Here is a 20,604-nt window from a genome sequence, read left to right as displayed (position 1 = left end):
GTGCCATGCCGCAGTCCCTTGCGGTACAGCCGGCGCAGGCCGATCAGCCACCAGCAGCCACAACGCGAGGCTCGCGTACACGCCGACGGCGGGGATCGCCAGCAGGAAGTCGGCGTGCAGTGCCTGTGCCAGTTCGAACGTACCCACGGTGTACATGCCGATCGGGAACACGATGTCCCAATCATCCGTCTCGTAGCGCAGCGGAACGTGGCGCCACACGTGCCGCCACACCTCCAGGATCACCAGCAGCGGAATCCACCAGGTGGCGGTGGCCCAGAAGAACAGCGTGAAACCCTTCACGAACGGCAGCAGCTCGGTCAGCACGCCGCGCGCTGGCGCGTGGATCACGATCAGGCTGCCGGCGAGCGTGGTGACGGCCAGCGCGCCCATGTCGATCCAGTACGGCGGGGTGAACTCGCGCGCGCAGCGGGAAGAACACCATGCGGTACACCACCAGGGTGATGATCAGCAGATACAGTGCCGCGCCCAGCATGTACAGGCTCAGCGCCATGAACTGGAGGCGATCAGGGTCGGCTCGGTTGGCCGCGACCAGGGTCAAGAGTGCCGACAACGCCTGGGTGGACACCACCGCCACCAGCCAGCCGCCATTGATGCTGCGGGTGAAGCTGGGCTTGAAGCGCGCGGTGATGGTGGCGGCGAAGAATAGATAGATCAGCACGAGCCACAGCGCCGCGCCGGCCACCGACAGTACTGCCGCCAGCATGGGCAGCGGACGGACCAGCACGCACTGGCTGCCCAGCACGCAGGTGGCTGCGGCCAAGGTGAGGAAGCCGGCTCCGCGCGAAGGATCGGTGAAGTCTGCCACCACTTCGTGGCGGAAGCGCGCCAGCCGCAGCAGGCTCAGCGCCAGCAGCCACGCATAGGTCAGCAGGTTGAGCACGAACAGCGCCTGCGCCAGCCGCGGCAGGCCGTGCTGGCTGGCGTCCACCGACACGATCCCGGTGGCCATCACCAGCGCAAAGCAGCCCGGGTCGAGCCGGCGCACGCGGATCAACAGGTTTTCAGCCAGTGCCATGCGGTTCTCCGCAAGCCCATTGCGGCGATTATGCGAGCCGCCGGCGTCATCGCCGGGTGACGCACTGTGATTTTTCCCGCGCCCGTGCGAATCATGCTGGCAACGACGGGGATGCGTGGACGGACATGGGCGGCAAGGCAGACCAGCAACGTTTCGAGGCACTGTGGCGCGAACACCGGGGCATCGTGTTCAAGGTGGCCGGCGTCTACGCACGGGGTGCCGAAGAGCGGCTCGACCTGGCGCAGGAGATCGGCGCGCAGCTGTGGCGATCCTTCGCGGCTTTCGACGAGCGGCGCGCGAAGTTCAGCACCTGGCTATACCGCATCGCACTGAACGTGGCGATCTCGCACCTGCGCCGCGCCGGCGGCGAGGCTGTGCGCTTCGAGCCGTTGGACGATGCGCATCTGGAAACCATCGCGGGCGAACCGGCCGTGGAGCCGGACGAACGTCTCGACGCGCTGTACGCCTTCATCGGCGAGCTGGACGCGCTCAACCGCGCGCTGATCCTGCTGTACCTGGAAGACCGGAGTTACGCCGAAATCGCCGAAGTGCTCGGCATCAGCGCCACCAACGTGGCCACCAAGATCAATCGCATCAAGACCCGGCTGCGCGGCCGGATGACCGCCGCGGCCACCACCGGAGCATGACCATGGAACTCGACGAGATGAAGCTTGCGTGGCAGACGCTGGGCCGGCAACTGGAACGGCAGAACGCGTTGAACGAACAGTTGTTCCGCCAGGGACAGGCCGATCGCCTGCGCCGCCACCTGCGGCCGCTGGTGTGGGGGCAGTCGCTGCAGATCGCGCTGGGTATCGTGCTGATGCTGTGGGGCATCAGTTTCTGGTCGACGCATGTGGGCCTGTGGCAGGCGATGGCCTGCGGCATCGCCATGCAGGCATTCGGCACGCTGGCGCTGATCTTTCCGGCGCGGCTGCTCTCGATGCAGCAAGGCATCGATTACGCCGCGCCGGTGTTGGAGATCCAGCGCCGACTGGCGCAGATGCGCGCGTGGCGGGTGAAGGTGGAGGCGCCGGTGTTCGCCGTGCTGGGCAGCATCATCTGGATTCCAGCATTGATGATGCTGGCGCAGTATGAAGCGGATCGCGTCGGCGGCTTTGCCCTCTGGCAGCACCTGCGGCCCGGCACGGTGGTATGGCTGGTGTCGAGCGTGATCGTTTCGCTGGGCGTGGTCGCGCTGGCTTACGTGGTGTTGCGCAAACTGGGCCACCGCCGCTGGCTGGAGAACAACTTCGCCGGCAGCGCCATCGTGAAGGCCGAATCAGCGTTGCAGGAGATCGCGCGATTCGAGCGGGAGTGAGGCGTGCGACCCGTGACGCGTCATCGCCTGCGCAATCGACAGGCCGACTCGCACGAAACGAGCGCCTCGTAGGCGGCGTCCAGTTCCGCCCGCGAATCGCGGGGAAGGTAACCGATGTGTTCACCATGGCTGCGCGCGATGTCGACAGAAGTCTCGGGACGCTTCGTGGAAGCAGCGGGGGCGATAGGCGAGTTCGTGATGTCCATGGGCTTCGTCGAGGTGATGTTGACGACGATGGACGTTAGCTCTCGCAACCGACGAGGTAATCGGGCGCGATGGACAAATGGACGGTCGAAGCCGCCATATGCCGTTGCCTCAGAACACCGCGACATCGACAGCCTGGAAGCGCTTGCGGAAAGTGGCCGGCGTCAGTTGCGTGTGACGCGCGAACAGACGGGAGAAAGTCGCGACGTCGAGATAGCCCACTTCGGCGGCCACCTGCGCCACGCCCAACGTCGTCGTTTCCAGCAGCAGCTTGGCTTTCTCGATGCGCAGGTCGTGCAGCAGGTCCAGCGGCGAACACCCCGCTTCTGCGCGGAATCTTCGCAGCAGCGTGCGGCTGGAGAGGTTGAATGAGGCAGCCAGCGCACTCAGCCTGTAGCGTTCGGCGAGACGCTGCTCGAACCATGCACCGACCGCGCGCGCGAAGGACTCCTTGCGCTTGTGGCCCAGTCGGCGGTCGAGGTAAGGCGCCTGGCTGCGCGGTCCCTGGTCGATCAGGCTGAAACGGCCGACGGCGCGAGCCAGGCTGCTGCCGGCGCAGTCGCGGATCAGCTGCAGGGCAAGGTCGCCATACGCCGTGAAGGCGCCCGACGTGACGATTTCGCCCGCGCGCACCAGTACGGCGTCGGGTAGCACTTCGACGCGGGGATAACGCCGCGCCATTTCGCCCGCCAGCGCCCAGGCGGTGGTGGCTTGCCGCCCATCAAGCAGGCCGGCATCGGCAAGCAGCAGACTGCCGCCGCAGATGGAGGCGACCTTGCGTTGCTCGGCCGCGCGGCGGATGAGGGCTTTCTCCGCATCGAGGGCGGCCAATGCCGCGGTGATTTCCTCGCTGCCGCTGAAGTCGAAGGCCGGCACCACCAGCAGATCGAATGGCGCGGGCGCGACGACGGACAATTGCGCACCACCGGCGAGGCGCACCGTGCCGGCATGCGTGCCGATGATGGCCACAGAGAAGGGCGCTGGTGCGTCCGGCCTGCGCATCGCACTGATGCGATTGGCAACCAGCAAGACATCCGACAGGCCAAGCACTTCGGCGCCCATGCATCCGTCATAGGCAAGAATGGCGACACGCACGGCGGCTTCCAGTGGTGATGGTGGGCCAAGCGTGGCGCTTTCGTTCGGCACGTCAAGCGCCCTGTGCGCGATTCGATGCGGATGGCGAGATCGCCTGTCGATATGTCGCCATTGCCCCATGACGCCATCGTGCCGGCCACCTACGCTGCTGGCGCAGTTCGTTCCATCGCCGATTCCTCGCCGATGGCGACGATGCGGGGCTCGGCGGCAGCTTCACGGCGACCGGCTTGGTTGTCTTCGCGATCTGTGAATGCTTCGCGAGGCACCTGCGGACGTAGATGCCCGCATGGCCGACGGTGCCGGCACGGACGCAACGCAGCTTTGCGGCCTGTTTCGCGCTGCCTGGCAAGCGCCCGCTGGTCAGTCGGCGCCGGTTGCCCTGCGGCTCGCTACGGCCGCTTCCTTTTTCAGTGGAGAAACATCATGGAAAACCTTGGCGAGAAGCCCGCACGCCTGTTGCTGCGCGCGACATTGTTCGCAGGCACGCTCGATTTGCTGTCAGCCATGGCCTATGTGCTGATCGATGGCAGGAATCCGCTGGCGGTGCCTGTCGGCATTGCCTCGGCCGTATGGCCAGGGGCATTGAAAGCGGGCGCGCCGGCGCTGGTGGTCGGCGTGCTGTTGCATTTCGCCATCATGTTGGCGATGGTCGCCGCGTACGTGATGGTGGCGCGTCGGTTGCCGCAGCTCGCCGCGAGGCCGGCAATTTCCGGCACGCTGTACGGCATGACGCTGTGGGCGGTGATGAACCTCATCGTGCTGCCGCTGCGCTGGCCTGCACTGTTTCCGCACGTCACCGTCGTCTCGTTCGCCGAGCAGATTTTCAGCCATGTCGTGCTGGTCGGTCTGCCGCTGGCCTGGATGACGCGCAATTCGTTGCTGGGAACCGGTCGCGTGGGCTCTTTCGGCGAACTGCCGCAGGCCGGTTGAAACGCCGCGCATCCTCGCTGACGGCGTTTTCGTCACGCCGTCTTTGGCCATCAGGGAAGGCGTCATTCTGTTCTACGAGGGCTGGAACCTTGCCGAGACATGACTCCCGCAGCAGACAGGTTCGCTGCAGGTGTCAGCGCGCCCGCGGCTTCAATCGCACGTAGACCTGTTTGCGCACGCGTGCGATTACCTCACCGGAGGCGGTGGTGATCTCGTTCTCGAACCAGCGCAGCACCTTTTCGCCCTTGGCCGCGGCGGCGCGCAGTTCATCGAGAGTGGTGTCGTCGAGCTGGAACTGGGCGTAGACGTCCTCGCGGCCGGGCGCCACGAAATCGATGGCGGCGGCTTGATCCCAGACGTAGTAGTCGGGGCCGAGGCGATGCATCGCCAGCAGCATCCAGAACGGGTCGACCATCGCGAACAGGTTGCCGCCGAACTGGCTCTTGACGTAGTTGCGGTTCCACGGACGCAGGCGCAGCACGATCGTCGCCTGGCTGTAGTCCTCGCTGAGCGACTGTACGCGGATGCTGTTGAACAGGAACGGCGGCCAGAGATTCATCAGCCGACGGAAAGTGGATGCACGCATGAAGGCACGGAACAGCGGGAAGTGTTCCGTACTTTAGCGTATGGAATGGGTGGCGGCCAGACGGGCCGCCCTCATCAGAACAGCAAAGATGTCATGCGCCGGCGGTACCGGCTTACCAGTTCGGCATCGTCCAACGTGGCGAAGGCGGCGATCAGGCGCTTTTTGGCAGCGCCGTCGTTCCAGTCGCGTGCTTTTTCGAGGATGGCGAGGAACTGTTCCAGACCGGTGCCCGGATCGTTGCCCAGCAGCAGGCGTACGCCAAGCAGGTCGCGGGCTTCCCAGTCGGCTGGGTTGGCGGCGATGCGCTGCTCGAGTTCGGCTTGCGCGGGGGCGTCTTTCAGCGAGCGCGCCAATTCCAGCTGATGGCGCAGACGCACGGCGCGGGCGTCGGTGGCGAGATTGGCGGGCAGGGCGTCGAGCTCGCTGGCAGCGGCGTCGCTGTGGCCGGCCTGCGCCAGCGCCGTGGCGAGATCGAGTTTGAGCTCGGCACGGTCGGGTTCGGCAGCGATCGCCTGCTGCAGGCGATTGATCGCCGCTTCAGGCGTTTCGGCGGGCAGCTCGACTTCTTCTGTTTCGCCTTCCAGCGCTTGCACATGGCGTTCGAGGAATTCACGCAACTGGCCCAGCGGCAGCGCGCCGGCAAAGCCGTCGGCGATCTGGCCGTCTTTCACCAGCACCACGGTGGGCACGCTGCGGATGCCGAACATCGTGGCGAGCTGCTGGTTCTTGTCTACGTCCACCTTGCCGAGGCGGAACGCGCCCTTGTATTCGGCGGCGAGCTGCTCCAGCAACGGGCCCAGCGTCTTGCAGGGGCCGCACCACGTGGCCCAGAAATCCACCAGAACCGGCGTATCCAGCGAGGCGTTGAGCACGTCGGCCTCGAAATTCTGTTCGGTAACGTCGAAGACGTGGTCGAGAGTGGCGTCGGTCACGGCGGATTCCGTTCGTGGATGAATGAAGATTGGTGAAATGGAGTGCGCGAGCCAGCATATCAAGCCCCTGCGATGTCGCCCGTGATGCAGCCGGATTTGCGAGAATCGCCCGATGGATCTGTCCCCAACGGATGCACCCGACGACGCGACGGCGGCGCAGGCGCTGCTGATCTGCGAGCACTGCGACACCGTGTATCACCGACGCCCGCTGGCGAAAGGCGAGGGGGCCGAGTGCGCGCGTTGCGGAGCGGTGCTGGAGCGTTGCCGCGGCATGCGTGCGAACGGCCTGCTGGCGCTGATCCTGACCGCGCTGGTGGTGTTCGCGCAGGCCACGCTATGGCCCATCGTGACGCTGGGTCTCAACGGCCAATACGTGGATGCCACGCTTTGGGACGTGATCCACACCATGTGGCTGGACCAATCGCAGGTGGTGGCGGTGCTGGCGGCGCTTACGCTGTTCGTGTTCCCGCTGTGCAAGATCTTCGCGCTCGGCTGGCTGCTGCTGTACGCACGCAGCGGCCGTCGCGCGCCGGGCTTTCGCCCACTGATGGTGGCGATGCACCACCTCGGCCCATGGACGATGAGCGAGGTGTTCGTGCTGGGCGCACTGGTTTCCATCGTCAAGGCGCACCTGTATTTCGACGTGCTGCCCGATCCGGGCATCTATGCGTATGCGGGATTGATGCTGTTGATCACGGTGTTTGCAGGGGTGGACCTGAGCCGACTGTGGGACGAGACGCGCGAGGAGTCGCCATGAGCACCTTGCCGCGCGCCACCGAACTGGGCCTGATCGGCTGTCATGTCTGCGGCCAGGTGTGCCGTGCGGTAGACGAGAGCGACGGCGTCCCGGCCTGCCCTCGTTGCGGCTCGTCCTTGCACCGGCGCAAGCCGGCGGTCTATGCCCGCTGCTGGGCGCTGCTGATCGCCGCGTTCCTGATGTACGTTCCCGCCAACGTGCTGCCGATCATGCGCACCGCGAGCCTGGGCGACATCGACGACAACACCATCCTCAGCGGTGTGGTGGAGTTGTGGGTGAAGGGTTCGCCTGGCCTGGCGGTGATCGTGTTCTGCGCCAGCATCATGGTGCCGATGCTGAAGTTCCTTGCATTGAGCACGCTGCTCATCACCTGCCGCCGCGGCAGCAACTGGGCGCGGCGGCAGCGCGCGCAGCTGTACCGGTTGGTGGAGCTGATCGGCTACTGGTCGATGCTGGACGTGTTCGTGGTGGCGCTGCTCACCGCGCTGGTACGCTTCGGCTACTTCAGCCTGGTGGAGCCGTTGCCGGGTGTGGTGTTTTTCGGCCTTACCGTGGTGCTGACCATGTTCGCCTCGATGTGCTTCGATCCCCGGCTGATCTGGGATGGCAAGGAAGATTCCGATGACTGACGAGCAAGCCGGCGCCTTGCCGCGTCCCGTGCTGCGCAAGCGGCGCAGCACCCCCTGGCTGATCTGGCTGGTGCCGGCGCTGGCCGCGATCGTGGGGCTGTCGCTGGTGGTGAACGCCTGGCTGCAGGCCGGTCCGGTGATCACCATCAGCTTCCAGACCGCGCAGGGGCTGGCCGAGGGCAAGACACCGGTGAAGTACAAGGAGGTGGTGATCGGCAAGGTGGACAAGATCCGCCTCAGCAGCGACCGCAGCCACGTGCTGGTGAAGGTGGCGCTGGAGAAGAGCGCGGGATCGTTCGCCACCGAAGGCACGCGCTATTGGGTGGTGCGCCCGCGCATCGGGCTGGGTGGCGTCTCCGGCGTGGATACGCTGTTCTCGGGCGCCTATATCGGCGCCGATACCGGCGATTCGCAAACGCCGCAGGAGGAGTTCAAGGGCCTGGAAATCCCGCCCGCGGTGACCCATGGCGAACCGGGCAAGAGCTTCGTCTTGCATGCCGACGACCTCGGCTCGCTGGACATCGGTTCGCCCGTGTACTTCCGCCGCATGCAGGTGGGGCGCGTGGTGTCCTACCAGTTGGACAAGGACGGCAAGGGCGTGACCTTCGCGGTATTCATCGACAGCCCGAACGACCGCTACGTGGACAGCGGAACCCGCTTCTGGAACGCCAGCGGCGTGGATGTCTCGCTGGGTGCGGACGGCCTCAAGCTCAACACGCAGTCGATCGCCGCCGTGCTGGCCGGTGGCGTGGCCTTCCAGGATCCGGGTGGCCCGCACGACGATACGCCGGCGGGCGATGGCACCGGTTTCCAATTGTTCGCCGACCAGGCTTCCGCGATGGCGCCGCCGGACGGCGAGCCGCATTACATCCGCATGCGCTTCGACCAGTCGCTGCGCGGGCTGGCGGTGGGCGCGCCAGTGGAGTTCCTCGGGATGAACTTCGGCAGGGTGGTGTCGATCCGCATGGACTACGACGAGAAGGCCCATCGTTTCCCGTTCATCGTCGGTGCCGTGATCTACCCCGAGCGGCTGGGCCAGGCGCACGACAAGCTGGTGGCGCTGGCGAAGCAGCACGGCGACAACGCCGACCTCTCGCACATGGTCGGCACCCTGGTCGGCCACGGCCTGCGGGCGCAGGCGCGCACCGGCAACCTGCTTACCGGCCAGCTCTACATCGCGATGGACTTCCTGCCGAATGCGCCGAAGGCAAGCTACGACCCCGATGCGCGACCGCTGGAAATTCCCACCGCACCCGGTAGCTTCGACAAGCTGCAGGAGCAGATGGCCGATATCGTGGGCAAGCTGGACAAGATTCCGTTCGACCAGATCGGCAACCACCTCAACGACTCGCTGGCCAACCTCGACGCCACCCTCAAGCAGGTGAACGGCCAGACCCTGCCGGCGCTCAACGACACCTTGCACGACGCCCGCAAGACGCTGGGCGCGGCGAACGACACGTTCTCCACCGACTCGCCGCTGCAGCAGAACCTGGGCAGCACGATGCAGGAACTGCAGCGCACGATGCGTTCGCTGCGCGTGCTCACCGATTACCTCGGCGTGCATCCCGAATCGCTGTTGCGCGGCCGCCAGGCCGATCCCGCGCCTGCCGTGCAGAAGCAACCCGCCGCCCAACCGAACAGGAGCCAGCCATGAGCCGCCGGCATGCTTGGATATTCGCCGGCGCCCTGGCGCTGGCTGTTGCCGGTTGCGCTTCCGCGCCGATGCATTACTACACGTTGACGACGCAGGGCGCCCCTGCGGTGCGCATCGCTCCTGTGCCGTATCCGTTCGAACTTTCGCCCGTGAACGTGCCCGCCCAGGTGGATGTGCCGCAACTGGTGGTGCGCACGGGCGGGCAGGGCATGCAGCCATTGAATGACCAGCGCTGGATCGCCCCGCTGGGCGACGAGATCCACAGCGCGTTGTCCGCCGACCTGGCCAGCGCGTTGGGTGTGGCGGACATGGGCGGCCTGCCCGGCAACGGCCAGCCGCGCCTGCGCATCACCCTCGATGTGCGCCGCTTCGAGTCGGTGCCTGGCGACCACGCATTGATCGAGGCCGCATGGAGCCTGCACCTGGCAGGCACCTCCGGCGGCCAGGACGCACTGTCCTGCACCAGCCTCGTCAACGAACAGGTGGGGGCTGGCTACGATGCGCTGGTGGCAGGCCACCAGCAGGCGCTGGCATCGTTGGCCAACCGCATCGCCGCTGCCGCACGGGCCTACGAGGCCGGCAACCGGCCTGGCTGCCCTGCCGATTGAGACCGCTGCCGGCGGGGAACGGCGGCCATTCTGCTAATCTGCCCCGTTCTCCCGGCAGCCCGCTCCAGACCCAATGCAAGACGTCCAAGAAGCCAGCAAGAACGAAACCGAATACCAGCCGCAGGCGGTGGAAGCCGCCGCCCAGCAGTATTGGAGCGCGCAACGCGCGTTCGAGGTGAAGGAAGACCCGGCGCGGCCGAAGTTCTACTGCCTCTCGATGCTGCCGTATCCGTCGGGCGCGCTGCACATGGGCCACGTGCGCAACTACACCATCGGCGACGTCATCAGCCGCTACCAGCGCATGCAGGGCAAGAACGTGCTGCAGCCGATGGGCTGGGACGCATTCGGCCTGCCGGCCGAGAACGCGGCGATCAAGAACCGGACCGCGCCGGCCAAGTGGACCTACGCCAACATCGAGCACATGCGCGGCCAGCTCCAGTCGCTGGGCTATGCGATCGACTGGAGCCGCGAGTTCGCCACCTGCCGTCCCGACTACTACCGCTGGGAACAGTTGATGTTCACCCGGTTGATGAAGAAGGGCATGGCCTACCGCAAGAATTCGGTGGTGAACTGGGATCCCATCGACCAGACCGTGCTTGCCAACGAACAGGTGGTGGACGGCCGCGGCTGGCGCTCGGGCGCGGTGGTGGAGAAGCGCGAGATCCCGCAGTGGTTCCTGCGCATCACCGATTACGCGCAGGAACTGCTCGACGGCCTGGACACGCTGCCCGGCTGGCCCGACGCGGTAAAGACCATGCAGCGCAACTGGATCGGCCGCAGCGAGGGCCTGGACATCCATTTCGCGGTGGAAGGCGGCGCCGAGCCGCTCACCGTGTTCACCACGCGCCCCGACACCCTGATGGGCGTCACCTTCGTCTCCATCGCGGGCGAGCATCCGCTGGCGCTGAAGGCCGCGCAGCACAATCCGCAGCTCGCTGCCTTCCTTGCCGAGCTGAAACAGGGCGGCGTCTCCGAAGCCGAGCTGGAAACGCAGGAAAAGCGCGGCATGGCCACCGGCCTGTTCGCTATCCATCCGGTCAGCGGCGACAAGGTGCCGGTGTGGGTCGCCAACTTCGTGCTGATGGGTTACGGCACCGGCGCGGTGATGGCGGTGCCCGGCCACGACGCGCGCGATTTCGAGTTCGCCCACAAGTACGGCCTGCCGATCCGGCAGGTGATCGCCGCCGGCGACGAAACCTACGACGCCGCGCATTGGCAGGAGTGGTACGGCGACAAGATCCGCGCCGACATGCGCGTGATCAATTCCGGCGCAATGGACGGCAAGGATTACCGCGCCGCCTTCGACTACATCGCCGGCGTGCTTGAAGCGGCCGGCAAGGGCCAGCGTCGCGTCAACTGGCGTCTGCGCGACTGGGGCGTCAGCCGCCAGCGCTACTGGGGCTGCCCGATCCCCGTCATCTACTGCCCGAAGTGCGACGCGGTGCCGGTGCCGGAGGACCAGTTGCCGGTGGTGCTGCCCGAGGACGTGGCGGACGCGTTTGCGAAGGCCGGCGGCGTGCAGTCGCCGATCAAGGCCGACCCCGAGTGGCGCAAGACGACGTGCCCGCAATGTGGCGGCGCCGCCGAGCGCGAGACCGACACCTTCGACACCTTCATGGAGTCGAGCTGGTACTACGCGCGCTATACCTCGCCGGGTGCGGACGCGCAGGTGGACGAACGCGCCAACTACTGGCTGCCGGTCGACCAGTACATCGGCGGCATCGAGCACGCCATCCTGCATCTGCTGTACTTCCGCTTCTATCACAAGCTCATGCGCGACGTGGGCCTGGTGAAGTCGGACGAGCCTGCCCGCAACTTGCTGTGCCAGGGCATGGTGATTGCCGAGACGTTCTACCGCGACAACGCCGACGGTTCGAAGGATTGGATCAATCCCGCCGACGTGGAAATCCAGCGCGACGACAAGGCGCGTGTAGTTGGCGCGTTGCTCAAGACCGATGGCCAGCCGGTGAAGATCGGCGGCACGGAGAAGATGTCGAAGTCCAAGAACAACGGCGTCGATCCGCAAGTTATGGTGGGCAAGTACGGTGCCGACACGGTGCGCCTGTTCTCCATGTTCGCGGCGCCGCCCGAGCAGTCGCTGGAATGGAACGAGGCCGGCGTGGAAGGCATGGCGCGTTTCCTGCGCCGCTTCTGGCGCGAGGTCACCACGCATGCGGCACAGCCGGACCACCCGGTGGTCGACCCGGCGCAACTCAATGCCGAACAGAAGACCCTGCGCCGCCAGTTGCACGAAGCCATCCAGAAGGTGAGCGACGACTTCGGCCGCCGCCATTCCTTCAATACCGCCATCGCCGCGCTGATGGAGCTGCTCAATGCGGTGAACAAGTTCGCTGACATGAGCGAGCAGGGGCGCGCCGTGCGCCACGAGGTGCTGGAAACCATGGTGCTGCTGCTGAACCCGGTGGTGCCGCACGTCAGCCATCACCTGTGGCAGGTGCTCGGCCATGCCGAGGCCGTGCTGGAGGACCAGCCCTGGCCGGGCGTGGACGAAGCCGCGCTGGTGCGCGACAGTCTCACCCTCGCCGTGCAGGTCAACGGCAAGCTGCGTGGCACCATCGAGGTGCCCGCCAACGCCGGCAAGGAAGAGGCCGAAGCGCTGGCGCTGGCGCAACCGCACGTGGCTGCCTTCCTCAAGGAACTCACCGTGCGCAAGGTGATCGTGGTGCCCGGCAAGATCGTCAACATCGTCGCAGGATGAAATCCATGAACCGCATGCTTCGTGTCGCGCCGCTGCTCGCCATCGCCATCGCGCTTTCCGCCTGCGGCTTCCATCTGCGCCGCAACGCCGCGTTGCCGCCGGCGATGAGTCGCGTGCATCTCGTCGTCACCGGCAGCAGCGAGTTGCAGCGCAAGCTGAGCCGCGCGCTGGAGAACGCCAAGGTCGATGTCGAGGACGAACCCGGTCCTGGCATTGCGGAACTGCACGTGCCGGTGGCTTCGTTCGGTACCCAGTCGCTCACCCAGGGCGGCTATGTGCGCATCACCGAATACGCGGTGCGCATGCATACCGAGTTCAATCTCACCGCTGGGGACGGCACGATTCTGGTGCCGCACCAGAGCATCGACATGCAGCACGAATACAGCTACGACTCCACCGACACCGTGGGCAACGCCTCGGAAGTGCAGCAGCTCCAGAGCAGCCTGGTGGAAGACACGGTGCAAGCCATCATGTTCCGCCTCGAAGCCGCGGGGCGGCACCCGCAGGTTGTGCCGGCGCCGGCGTCCACCACCGGCAAACCCTGATGCCACTCGCCCCGGCGCAATGGCAGAGGGCGCTGGCCAGCGATCAACTGGCGCCGGTCTACCTGCTGGCGGGCGAAGAACTGCTGGTGCTGGAGGCCGCCGACGCACTGCGCGTGCGTGCGCGTCAGCTGGGTTACACCGAGCGCGAAGTGCTCGAAGCCGGGCCGCATTTCGACTGGGACGACCTGGCGCGTGCCGCCGCAGGCATGTCCTTGTTCGCCACCCGCCGGCTGCTCGACCTGCGCCTGCCTACCGGCCGTCCAGGCGTGGATGGCGCCAAGGCGATCACGGAGTTCTGCGCCAACCCGCCGCCCGACGTCACCTTGCTGGTCACCGCGATGGAATGGAGCAGCAAGCACGATGGCGCATGGAGCAAGAAGCTCGATGCCGCCGGCACCATGGTGGTGTTCAACGCACCCAAGCCCAACGAATGGGCGGCGTGGATAGGCGCGCGACTCGCCTCGCGCGGCCTCGGCGCCACGCCTGACGCCGCGGCATTGCTGGCCGAGCGCGTGGAAGGCAATCTGCTGGCTGCCGCACAGGAAGTGGACAAGCTTGCCGTGCTGCGTGCGGGCGACAGCAGCCGCATCGATGCCGACGCGATGGAAAGCCTGGTTGCCGACAGCGCCCGCTACGACGTGTTCAAGCTCACCGATGCCGCGCTGGCGGGAGAGGGCGCGCGTGCGTTGCGCATTCTCGCTGGCCTGCGCGCCGAGGGCGACGAGTTGATCGCCATGATGGGTTGGGTGGTGAACCAGCTGCAGCTTGCCCTGCGCCTCGCCAACGCGCCGGATCTTGCCGCGCAGGCGCGCGCCGAGCGCTTGTGGCCGGCGCGCGAGCAGCTGTTCCGCAAGGCGTTGCGGCGCGCGCCGCGCGAACACTGGTTGGCCTGCCTGGCCCGGGCTTCGCGGATTGACCGCATCGCCAAGGGACGGGAACAGGGCGAACCTTGGCGCGAGGCCGAGCGCCTGATCGCGGCGATGGCCGAACCGCGGGTGGCACGGGCGCTCGCATGATCGCCATGCCGTCTGCTTCGCTCCCTCTCCACGCCGGGGTGAGTGGTGGGTGCTCGCGACAATCCTTCATGATCGCACTTCGGCTTGCGCCAGTTGCAGCGGAGGTCGCGCGATGAGCGCTCGCCCGCTTGCGGTCTTCGGCGGCACCTTCGACCCCGTGCACATCGGCCATCTCACCGTCGCGTGGGAGGCTGCCGAGCTGCTGGATGCGGAGGTAAGGTTGATGCCGGCCAACGTGCCGCCGCACCGGGCGGCGCCGTTGGCTTCTGCCGCGGAGCGGGTGGCGATGCTGCGCGCGGCGCTGGCCGGGCAGTCGCGGTTGGTGCTGGATGCACGCGAGCTGGAGCGCGACGGACCTTCGTACACCATCGATACGTTGATCGAGCTACGCGCAGAGCAAGATGACCGCTCACTGGTGCTGTTGCTTGGCGCCGATGCGTTTGCGGGATTGCCGACATGGCACTGTTGGCGCGAATTGTTCGACGTCGCACATATCGGCGTGCTGAGCCGGCCGGGTGTTCCGGCGGCGCTTTCCGACGAGTTGCTGCATGAGGTGGTGCCGCGCCGTAGCTATGATGTCGATGCTCTACGCCATCAGCCCGCCGGCATGGTGATCGAGCTGACGGTCACGCCGCTGGAAATCTCCGCGACGCGCATCCGTGAGTTGCTTGCCGCTGGGCGCGATCCCCGTTACCTGCTGCCGGTAGGTCTGTTCGACACCCCCGCATTGCTGGCGCCTTATCGCGACTAGTCGTCCGTGGTTCGCTCATTGTTTTTGCATGCCGTGTGCATGCATGTAGTCGTGCAAACGCCGCGGATCTTGGTCAGGAGCGGAAAGCGCAACGTAACCATCGGGGCGAATCAGGTAGAACCCATCGCGTTTGAAGCCGGCGCGTTTCATGTCGGCGTTCCACGCGAATACATGGATCGAAAGCTGGTGCTCGGCACATGTCGCACTCAGATCCGCGTGTAATGCACCGTAGACATGCACCTGCCACGCCAACGATTCGAGCGGGCCGAAATTGTCGTGCTGCACATTGTCCCGTACCGTTGGGACGCGGACCTATGGCAAGCGATCGCCTCCATGCACGGCACCGGCCTTGCCTGCGCTCAGCCTGCTGTGCCGATACTCGATGCCGATTTGCGACATCGTGCGGAACAGAAGTCGCCGCATTGGCGACCATCGGAACAACAAAGGTGCAATCACTGGAATCAGCTGCGTGCGGACAAGCCGTGCGAGCCGGCCTTCGTTGGTGGCCAGGGTAAAGCCACGATCCGTCGTGGCAACCAGCCGACGGGCAAACCTGATTCGTTCAACCTCGTAGGTATCGAGCAGGCTCTCGGTGGCGTGTTGGTTCGACACGGCGGCAAGTTTCCATGCCAGGTTCACTGCATCGCCGATGCCGGTATTCATGCCCTGGCCGCCGGCCGGACTGTGGATATGCGCGGCGTCGCCCAGCAGAAACACACGCCCCTGTCGGAACGACGGCGCCACCCGGTGATGCACGCGGTAGGTCGAGAACCAGTTCACCTTCACGACGTCGAGTCCGAGATGTGCGATCGCACGTGGACTGATGTCGTCGAACGTCAGCTCGCCGTTTTCATCGGTGGGTTCGCGCACGGTGCCGACCAGGCGTACGCAGCCCTGTTCCTTGAGCGGGAAGACCGCGAGAAAGTCGGCGTCGTCGAGATCGATATGCAGCTCATGGTCGGTGGTCGGGCCATGGGCTTGTATGTCGGCGACGTAGAACCGCTGTGTGTAAGTTCCCCCGGGAAAGGTGAACCCCAACCCATTCCTGACCGCCGAGCGCGCGCCGTCGCAACCGGCAAGGTAGGTCGCGTGACAGGTCGCCTCCGCACCATCGGACTGCCTGAGCGTGGCGCGCACGCCGTCACGCGACTGGTCAAAAGCGAGCAGCTCGGTCTGACGCTCCACCGTCACTCCCAGCGCCTCCAGCCGTTCGATCAGCAGTCGTTCGTGGGCATCCTGCGGAAAGACCAGTCCGAACGGAAACGGGCTCAGGCCGTTGCCGATCTGCCCGAAAGGCACCCGTGCGGCCTTGCTGCTCCTGACCCACAGATTGACGCCGGCAATCTGGACGCCGCGGCTGACAACCGCATCGGCCACGCCGACCTGCCGGTAAAACTCCAGCGTGCGCGATTGCACCGCCAAGGCACGCGAGGTGCTTCCTGCTTCGGTGGTCTTGTCGATGATCCGTACGGCAATGCCGAGCCGGGTCAGCCACAGCGCCAGCACGAGGCCGGTAGGACCGGCGCCGACGATCAGCACTTGGGTGTCATGGGCATCGGATCGTGCAGCTTGCATGGCGCAGGCCCGGTCGATGATCGCGAGATATCGAGCATGCCATAGCGAACCGCAGCGAGCGACCAGTATCGGGCACGCGTCTATCCTTCCAGCCGGCGGCGTGCGTCAGCTCATGCCGTCCTCGGGATAAACCGCAACGCCACCGAGTTCATGCAATAGCGCAACCCCGTCGGCTGCGGCCCGTCGTCGAACACGTGGCCGAGGTGGCTGTCGCAGCCGGCGCAGCTGACGGCGATGCGCTCTATGCCGAAGCTGTCGTCGCGGGTTTCGATCACGTTGCGTTTCGCGATGGGGCGCCAGAAGCTGGGCCAGCCGGTGCCGGAGTCGAATTCGGTGGCGGCGTTGTAGAGCGCGGTAGCGCAGGCGACGCAGCGGAAGAGGCCGGGTTGCGCGGGGCGTTCGTGCGGGCCGCTGAAGGCGCGTTCGGTGCCGGCGCGCCGCATCACGTCGAATGCCAGCGGCGACAGGCGCGATCGCCATTGCGCGTCGGTGAGCACCAGTCGCTGTACCTGCCGGACACCGAGATCGCGGCCATCGTCGGAAAAGCACTCCAGGGCCACCTCGCCGGGCTGGTCGTGGACCAGCGCCGGCAGACCGCCCCCGGCACCGGCCGCAAGCAGGCGGGGCAGGGCGATGCTGCCGCCGACGGCGAGCAGGGCACCGCCGCCCAGCGCGGCGCGCAGGAAACGGCGGCGATCCATTGCAATGGTTTCATCGATGCGGGACATGGCGACCTCCGATGACGCGAATGCGGATGGAAGATCCCGGTAGGAGCGCACCTTGTGCGCGAATGCTTCTGCCTTGATCAAAGCACAAGGCAATCGCGCACAAGGTGCGCTCCTACCGGATGTGGTTCAGCCGAAGGTGAAGGCGTAGGCGTGTACGCCGGGGTCGAGGAAGGTGATGGTGAACGTGCGTTCGCCGTTGCCGTGCGCCTGGCGCACCAACTGGTACAGGCGCTGTTCGGTGACGGTGCCGTTGCCTTGCGCATCGGTGTCCATGCCGTGGTCGGCGCCGGGTGCCTGGCCGTCGAGCGTGATGCGGAAACGCACCGGCCTGCCGTCCTTGCCGGGGCCGAGCACGAGGTGCAGGTCGCGGCCGCGGAAGCGGTAGGTGATGGAGCCGCCCGTCATGTCCGATGTGGCGCTCTGCGGCTGCACGATCCAGCGGCCGGCGAGCGCCCACTGGTTGGCGGCGAGTTGCGCGGGCGTGCGGTAATCGTAGGCCTCGTCGTGCGCGACCTGGCCGCTGGCGAAGTTCTCGGAGCGCGCGTAGCCCACGTAGGTTTCCGGCGAGCGGTCGTCGTCGTTCGAGATGGCCGCTTCCGCACCTTTCGCACCGGGCTGCACGTAGCCGGCGGGCAGATTGGTGTTGCCGGCTTCGGCGAGCAGTTGGCGGATCACGTCCTCGTCTTCGGCGTAACCGCCTTCGCCGAAGCTGTGGTGGCGGATGCGACCCCGCGTATCGATGAAGTATTCCGCCGGCCAGTATTCGTTGTTGAAGCCCTGCCAGATCGCGTAGTCGGAATCCAGCGCCACCGGGTAGCGGACGCCAAGCCGTTGCACGGCGGCCTGCACGTTGGCCGGGTCCTTCTCGAAGGCGAATTCGGGCGAGTGCACGCCGATCACCACCAGGCCGTGATCCTTGTACTTGTCGTACCAGGCTTCGACGTAGGGCAGCGAGCGCAGGCAGTTGATGCAGGAATAGGTCCAGAAATCCACCAGCACCACCTTGCCGTGCAGTGCGGCGGGCGTGAGCCGCTTGCTGTTGATCCACCCGGTGGCGCCGGTGAGCGAGGGCAAGCTGCCTTCCACCGGCAATGCCTCGCCGGGCTTGGTCGCAGGCGAGGCTGCGGCGGCGGGCATCGGCTGCACGGCGGCGATCAGTTTCTGCTCGAGGCCATTCGTGCTGGCCAGGGAAACGCGGGTGAGCAGGCCCGTGTCCGCGCCCATCGCGATGGCACCCACACCGGCCAGCACCAGTGCGCCCAGCGCACGGCGTACCCACTCGCCCGCACCCAGCGAGCGCTTCATCAGCGCGAACACCCGGCCGCCCACGGCCAGGGCCAGGGCCAGCGAAGTGGCGGCGCCCAGCGCGTAGGTGAGCAGCAACAAGGTGGTGGTGACGCTGGCGCCCTTGAGCGCCGCGCCGGTCAGCAGCAGGCCGAGGATGGGCCCTGCGCAGGGCGCCCACAGCAGGCCGGTGGCGATGCCCAGGCCTACGGAACCCCAGATCGATCCGTTGTCATCGTCAGTGCGTTGAGAGAGCTTGTTGCCCAGAGCCACGAATGGCCGCGTCAACCACTCCGCGACATGCGTGGAAAGCAGGGTCAGGCCAAGCAGGGCCAGCACCACCAGGGCCACCGCGCGGCCGTACTGGTTGGCGTGCACCGCCCAGCCGCCACCCACGGCAGCCAGCGTGGCTACCAGCGCAAACGTAAGCGCCATGCCGATCAGCATCGGCAGGCCGCTCTTCAGGAACGGACGGTCGGCGCGCGCGAACACGAAGGGCAGCACCGGCAGGATGCAGGGGCTGAGGATGGTCAGCGCGCCGCCGAGGTAGGCAAGGATCAGCAGGAGCATGGTGGTGGTCCGTTGAGGTGTGTGCCGGTGATTCGCTGCCACGTCGCGGATGGTTACATCCCGCATGCAAGGTAACCGTGACGCCCGGCGTAGCGAATTGCCGGATGGAATCACCTTATGGGACGAACAACCCTTGACCGCCGATGGCACCTTGGTATGGGATGGCGGCTTCGCCCCGTCATCGGATTACCGCGCCTCCGTGTCTGCCGAGCCAGCCAGCGCCAACGAACAGGCCGAGCGCCAGCGCGCCGCCTGGATGGCCGCCGCGCAGGCGGGAGACCGCCGTGCCTACGAGCGCGTGCTGGCCGATTCGGTGGCGCTGATCCGGGCAGTGGCGCGCCGCCAAGGCATGGGCGTGGATGGGCTGGACGACGTGGTGCAGGAGACCCTGCTCACCGTGCACCGCGTGCGCCACACCTACGATCCAACGCGTTCCTACGACGCCTGGCTCGGCGCCATTGCCGGGCGCCGCGCCATCGATGCGCTGCGTGGCCAGGGCCGGCGCGGCCGGCGCGAACTGCACGACGACATCGCGCTGGACCAGCACCCTGACCGTGACGACGCGAGCATGGACGCCGAACGCAACCAGCAGGCGCGGCACCTGCGCGAGGCCATCGCACAATTGCCCCCCGGCCAGCGCGAGGCGGTGGAGCAGCTCGGCCTGCGCGAGCAGTCGCTGGCCGAGGCGGCTGCGCACACCGGCCGCAACACCGGTGCGCTGAAAGTGAACCTGCACCGCGCCTTGAAAGCCTTGCGCGACCGCCTGAACGGAGATTCCTGAGTACCATGTCCGAGCCACGCCACCAAGCCCTGATCGACGCGCTCGGTGCCGAGCTGGTGCCGGTGCGGCGCCTGCTGCCGCCGTGGCTGCGCACCGTGGGCTGGCTGGCGCTGGTTGCGGCGTTCGCGGCGCTGCTGTTTGCGCATTATGGCGATGCACCCATGCTGCGCCGTTGGGCCGGCGCGCCAGACCTCGCCTGGGCCGCGTTCGGCGCGGTGCTCACCGCGACCACGGCGGCCTGGGCGGCGTTCACGCTGGCCGTGCCGGGGCGTTCGCGCGCCTGGGCCTGGCTGCCGTTGCCGCCCGCGCTGTTGTGGATCGGCGCCAGCGGCCTGGGCTGCCTGCGCACCTGGCTGGCACCGGGCACCAGCATCGCCACGTTGCATCAGTCCGCGGACTGTCTGGTCTTCATCATCGGCTTCTCGATTCCGTTGTCGGCGTTGCTGGTGTGGCTGTTGCGCCGCGCCTGCCCGTTGCGCCCGCTGCTGGCCGCGTTGCTGGTGGGCCTGGCCAGTGCCGCCGCCTCGGCCTGCCTGCTGGAGATCTGCCACGCCTACGATGCGGCCGCCACCGACCTGCTCACGCATGCGCTGGCGGTGGGCATCGTGGTCGCAGCGAACACGGCGATGGGCGGCCGGCTGCTGTCGCGGCAGTGAGAGCCTGTTCACGATCTCCAAGTGCCCCGCGTTGCCATCGAGTGGTCGTCAGGTGGTGGCGCGTGGCGCAGCGCCTGACTGGCCGTCAGGTCAAGCCGCGCGCTGCCGCATGGCGGCCACTCGATGGCAACCCATAGGGCCAGGTCTGTTTGCCCGCATGCCGGCGTCATCACTCAGTCGTGGACGGACGTCCATTCCCTCCTTCTTCCTTGGCCTGCGCGCAAACAGCT

20 protein-coding genes and 2 pseudogenes are annotated in these 20,604 nt (G+C 66.7%); 13 read left to right on the top strand and 9 right to left on the bottom strand.

Annotation, left to right across the window (positions count from 1 at the left end; all coding sequences use genetic code 11):
• Positions 1-105: 105 nt before the first annotated feature.
• Together ISP25_RS07070 and ISP25_RS07065 are read right to left on the bottom strand one after the other, a co-directional pair.
• Positions 106-390, bottom strand: a pseudogene (locus ISP25_RS07070) (SLAC1 family transporter); the annotation flags it as partial.
• Positions 391-484: 94 nt separating this feature from the next.
• A pseudogene (locus ISP25_RS07065) lies at positions 485-970 on the bottom strand (SLAC1 family transporter); the annotation flags it as partial.
• A gap of 191 nt (positions 971-1,161) precedes the next feature.
• Here ISP25_RS07065 and ISP25_RS07060 point away from each other — a divergent pair.
• A complete protein-coding gene (locus ISP25_RS07060; RefSeq protein ID WP_192154664.1) occupies positions 1,162-1,683 on the top strand; it encodes an RNA polymerase sigma factor in 522 nt (173 codons plus the stop codon).
• A 2-nt stretch (positions 1,684-1,685) separates the two neighbouring features.
• Positions 1,686-2,354, top strand: coding sequence for a hypothetical protein (locus ISP25_RS07055; protein ID WP_404612739.1), 669 nt, complete (start codon positions 1,686-1,688; stop codon positions 2,352-2,354).
• A gap of 315 nt (positions 2,355-2,669) precedes the next feature.
• Here ISP25_RS07055 and ISP25_RS07050 read toward each other — a convergent pair whose 3' ends face one another.
• Positions 2,670-3,704 (bottom strand): GlxA family transcriptional regulator, encoded by a 1,035-nt coding sequence (locus ISP25_RS07050; RefSeq protein WP_404612737.1) that lies wholly within the window; start codon positions 3,702-3,704, stop codon positions 2,670-2,672.
• A gap of 372 nt (positions 3,705-4,076) precedes the next feature.
• Between ISP25_RS07050 and ISP25_RS07045 the strand changes: the two genes are divergently transcribed.
• Positions 4,077-4,583 carry a hypothetical protein gene (locus ISP25_RS07045; RefSeq protein ID WP_404612735.1) on the top strand — a complete coding sequence of 169 codons (507 nt, stop codon included), beginning with the start codon at positions 4,077-4,079 and terminating at the stop codon, positions 4,581-4,583.
• Positions 4,584-4,716: 133 nt separating this feature from the next.
• Here the strand turns inward: ISP25_RS07045 and ISP25_RS07040 are convergent, their stop codons facing one another.
• Both ISP25_RS07040 and trxA read right to left on the bottom strand, forming a co-directional pair.
• Positions 4,717-5,169, bottom strand: coding sequence for a DUF4442 domain-containing protein (locus ISP25_RS07040; RefSeq protein ID WP_404612733.1), 453 nt, complete (start codon positions 5,167-5,169; stop codon positions 4,717-4,719).
• Positions 5,170-5,243: 74 nt separating this feature from the next.
• Positions 5,244-6,101, bottom strand: coding sequence for a thioredoxin (trxA, locus tag ISP25_RS07035; protein WP_404612731.1), 858 nt, complete (start codon positions 6,099-6,101; stop codon positions 5,244-5,246).
• Between the two features lie 112 nt (positions 6,102-6,213).
• Between trxA and ISP25_RS07030 the strand changes: the two genes are divergently transcribed.
• The 8 genes from ISP25_RS07030 (at position 6,214) to nadD (ending at position 14,780) form a co-directional block, all read left to right on the top strand.
• On the top strand, positions 6,214-6,858 hold the full coding sequence (locus tag ISP25_RS07030) for a paraquat-inducible protein A (protein WP_192154675.1): 645 nt from the start codon (positions 6,214-6,216) through the stop codon (positions 6,856-6,858).
• Positions 6,855-7,487, top strand: a complete 633-nt coding sequence (locus ISP25_RS07025) for a paraquat-inducible protein A (protein WP_404612729.1) — start codon at positions 6,855-6,857, stop codon at positions 7,485-7,487. The genes ISP25_RS07030 and ISP25_RS07025 overlap by 4 nt, the downstream gene beginning before the upstream one ends.
• Complete coding sequence (locus ISP25_RS07020; protein WP_404612727.1) at positions 7,480-9,141, top strand: PqiB family protein; 1,662 nt, start codon at positions 7,480-7,482, stop codon at positions 9,139-9,141. The genes ISP25_RS07025 and ISP25_RS07020 overlap by 8 nt, the downstream gene beginning before the upstream one ends.
• Positions 9,138-9,749, top strand: a complete 612-nt coding sequence (locus tag ISP25_RS07015) for a PqiC family protein (protein WP_404612725.1) — start codon at positions 9,138-9,140, stop codon at positions 9,747-9,749. The genes ISP25_RS07020 and ISP25_RS07015 overlap by 4 nt, the downstream gene beginning before the upstream one ends.
• Before the next feature lie 73 nt (positions 9,750-9,822).
• Entirely contained in the window at positions 9,823-12,468 is a 2,646-nt protein-coding gene (gene leuS, locus ISP25_RS07010) for a leucine--tRNA ligase (protein WP_404612723.1), read from the top strand.
• 5 nt (positions 12,469-12,473) lie between these two features.
• Complete coding sequence (locus ISP25_RS07005; protein ID WP_404612721.1) at positions 12,474-13,013, top strand: LPS-assembly lipoprotein LptE; 540 nt, start codon at positions 12,474-12,476, stop codon at positions 13,011-13,013.
• The gene (holA, locus tag ISP25_RS07000; RefSeq protein ID WP_404612719.1) at positions 13,013-14,029 is read left to right on the top strand and encodes a DNA polymerase III subunit delta; all 1,017 of its coding nucleotides are present in this window, start codon (positions 13,013-13,015) and stop codon (positions 14,027-14,029) included. The genes ISP25_RS07005 and holA overlap by 1 nt, the downstream gene beginning before the upstream one ends.
• A gap of 112 nt (positions 14,030-14,141) precedes the next feature.
• Entirely contained in the window at positions 14,142-14,780 is a 639-nt protein-coding gene (gene nadD / locus ISP25_RS06995; RefSeq protein WP_404612717.1) for a nicotinate-nucleotide adenylyltransferase, read from the top strand.
• Between the two features lie 15 nt (positions 14,781-14,795).
• Here nadD and ISP25_RS06990 read toward each other — a convergent pair whose 3' ends face one another.
• The 4 genes from ISP25_RS06990 to ISP25_RS06975 form a co-directional block, all read right to left on the bottom strand.
• The gene (locus ISP25_RS06990; RefSeq protein WP_404612715.1) at positions 14,796-15,065 is read right to left on the bottom strand and encodes a hypothetical protein; all 270 of its coding nucleotides are present in this window, start codon (positions 15,063-15,065) and stop codon (positions 14,796-14,798) included.
• Between the two features lie 27 nt (positions 15,066-15,092).
• On the bottom strand, positions 15,093-16,355 hold the full coding sequence (locus ISP25_RS06985) for an FAD-dependent monooxygenase (RefSeq protein WP_404612713.1): 1,263 nt from the start codon (positions 16,353-16,355) through the stop codon (positions 15,093-15,095).
• A gap of 110 nt (positions 16,356-16,465) precedes the next feature.
• The gene (msrB, locus tag ISP25_RS06980) at positions 16,466-17,083 is read right to left on the bottom strand and encodes a peptide-methionine (R)-S-oxide reductase MsrB (RefSeq protein WP_404612711.1); all 618 of its coding nucleotides are present in this window, start codon (positions 17,081-17,083) and stop codon (positions 16,466-16,468) included.
• 126 nt (positions 17,084-17,209) lie between these two features.
• Entirely contained in the window at positions 17,210-18,937 is a 1,728-nt protein-coding gene (locus ISP25_RS06975; protein ID WP_404612709.1) for a cytochrome c biogenesis protein DipZ, read from the bottom strand.
• A 256-nt stretch (positions 18,938-19,193) separates the two neighbouring features.
• On the opposite strand from ISP25_RS06975, the gene ISP25_RS06970 reads away from it, so the two are divergent.
• Both ISP25_RS06970 and ISP25_RS06965 read left to right on the top strand, forming a co-directional pair.
• Positions 19,194-19,718: an RNA polymerase sigma factor gene (locus tag ISP25_RS06970; RefSeq protein WP_404616283.1), complete on the top strand. Its 525-nt coding sequence runs from the start codon at positions 19,194-19,196 to the stop codon at positions 19,716-19,718.
• Between the two features lie 5 nt (positions 19,719-19,723).
• Positions 19,724-20,374 (top strand): NrsF family protein, encoded by a 651-nt coding sequence (locus ISP25_RS06965; RefSeq protein WP_404612707.1) that lies wholly within the window; start codon positions 19,724-19,726, stop codon positions 20,372-20,374.
• The last annotated feature ends 230 nt before the right edge of the window (positions 20,375-20,604 follow it).

The organism is Rhodanobacter hydrolyticus (genome assembly GCF_044904645.1).
This window is presented reverse-complemented; position numbering and strand designations above follow the sequence as displayed.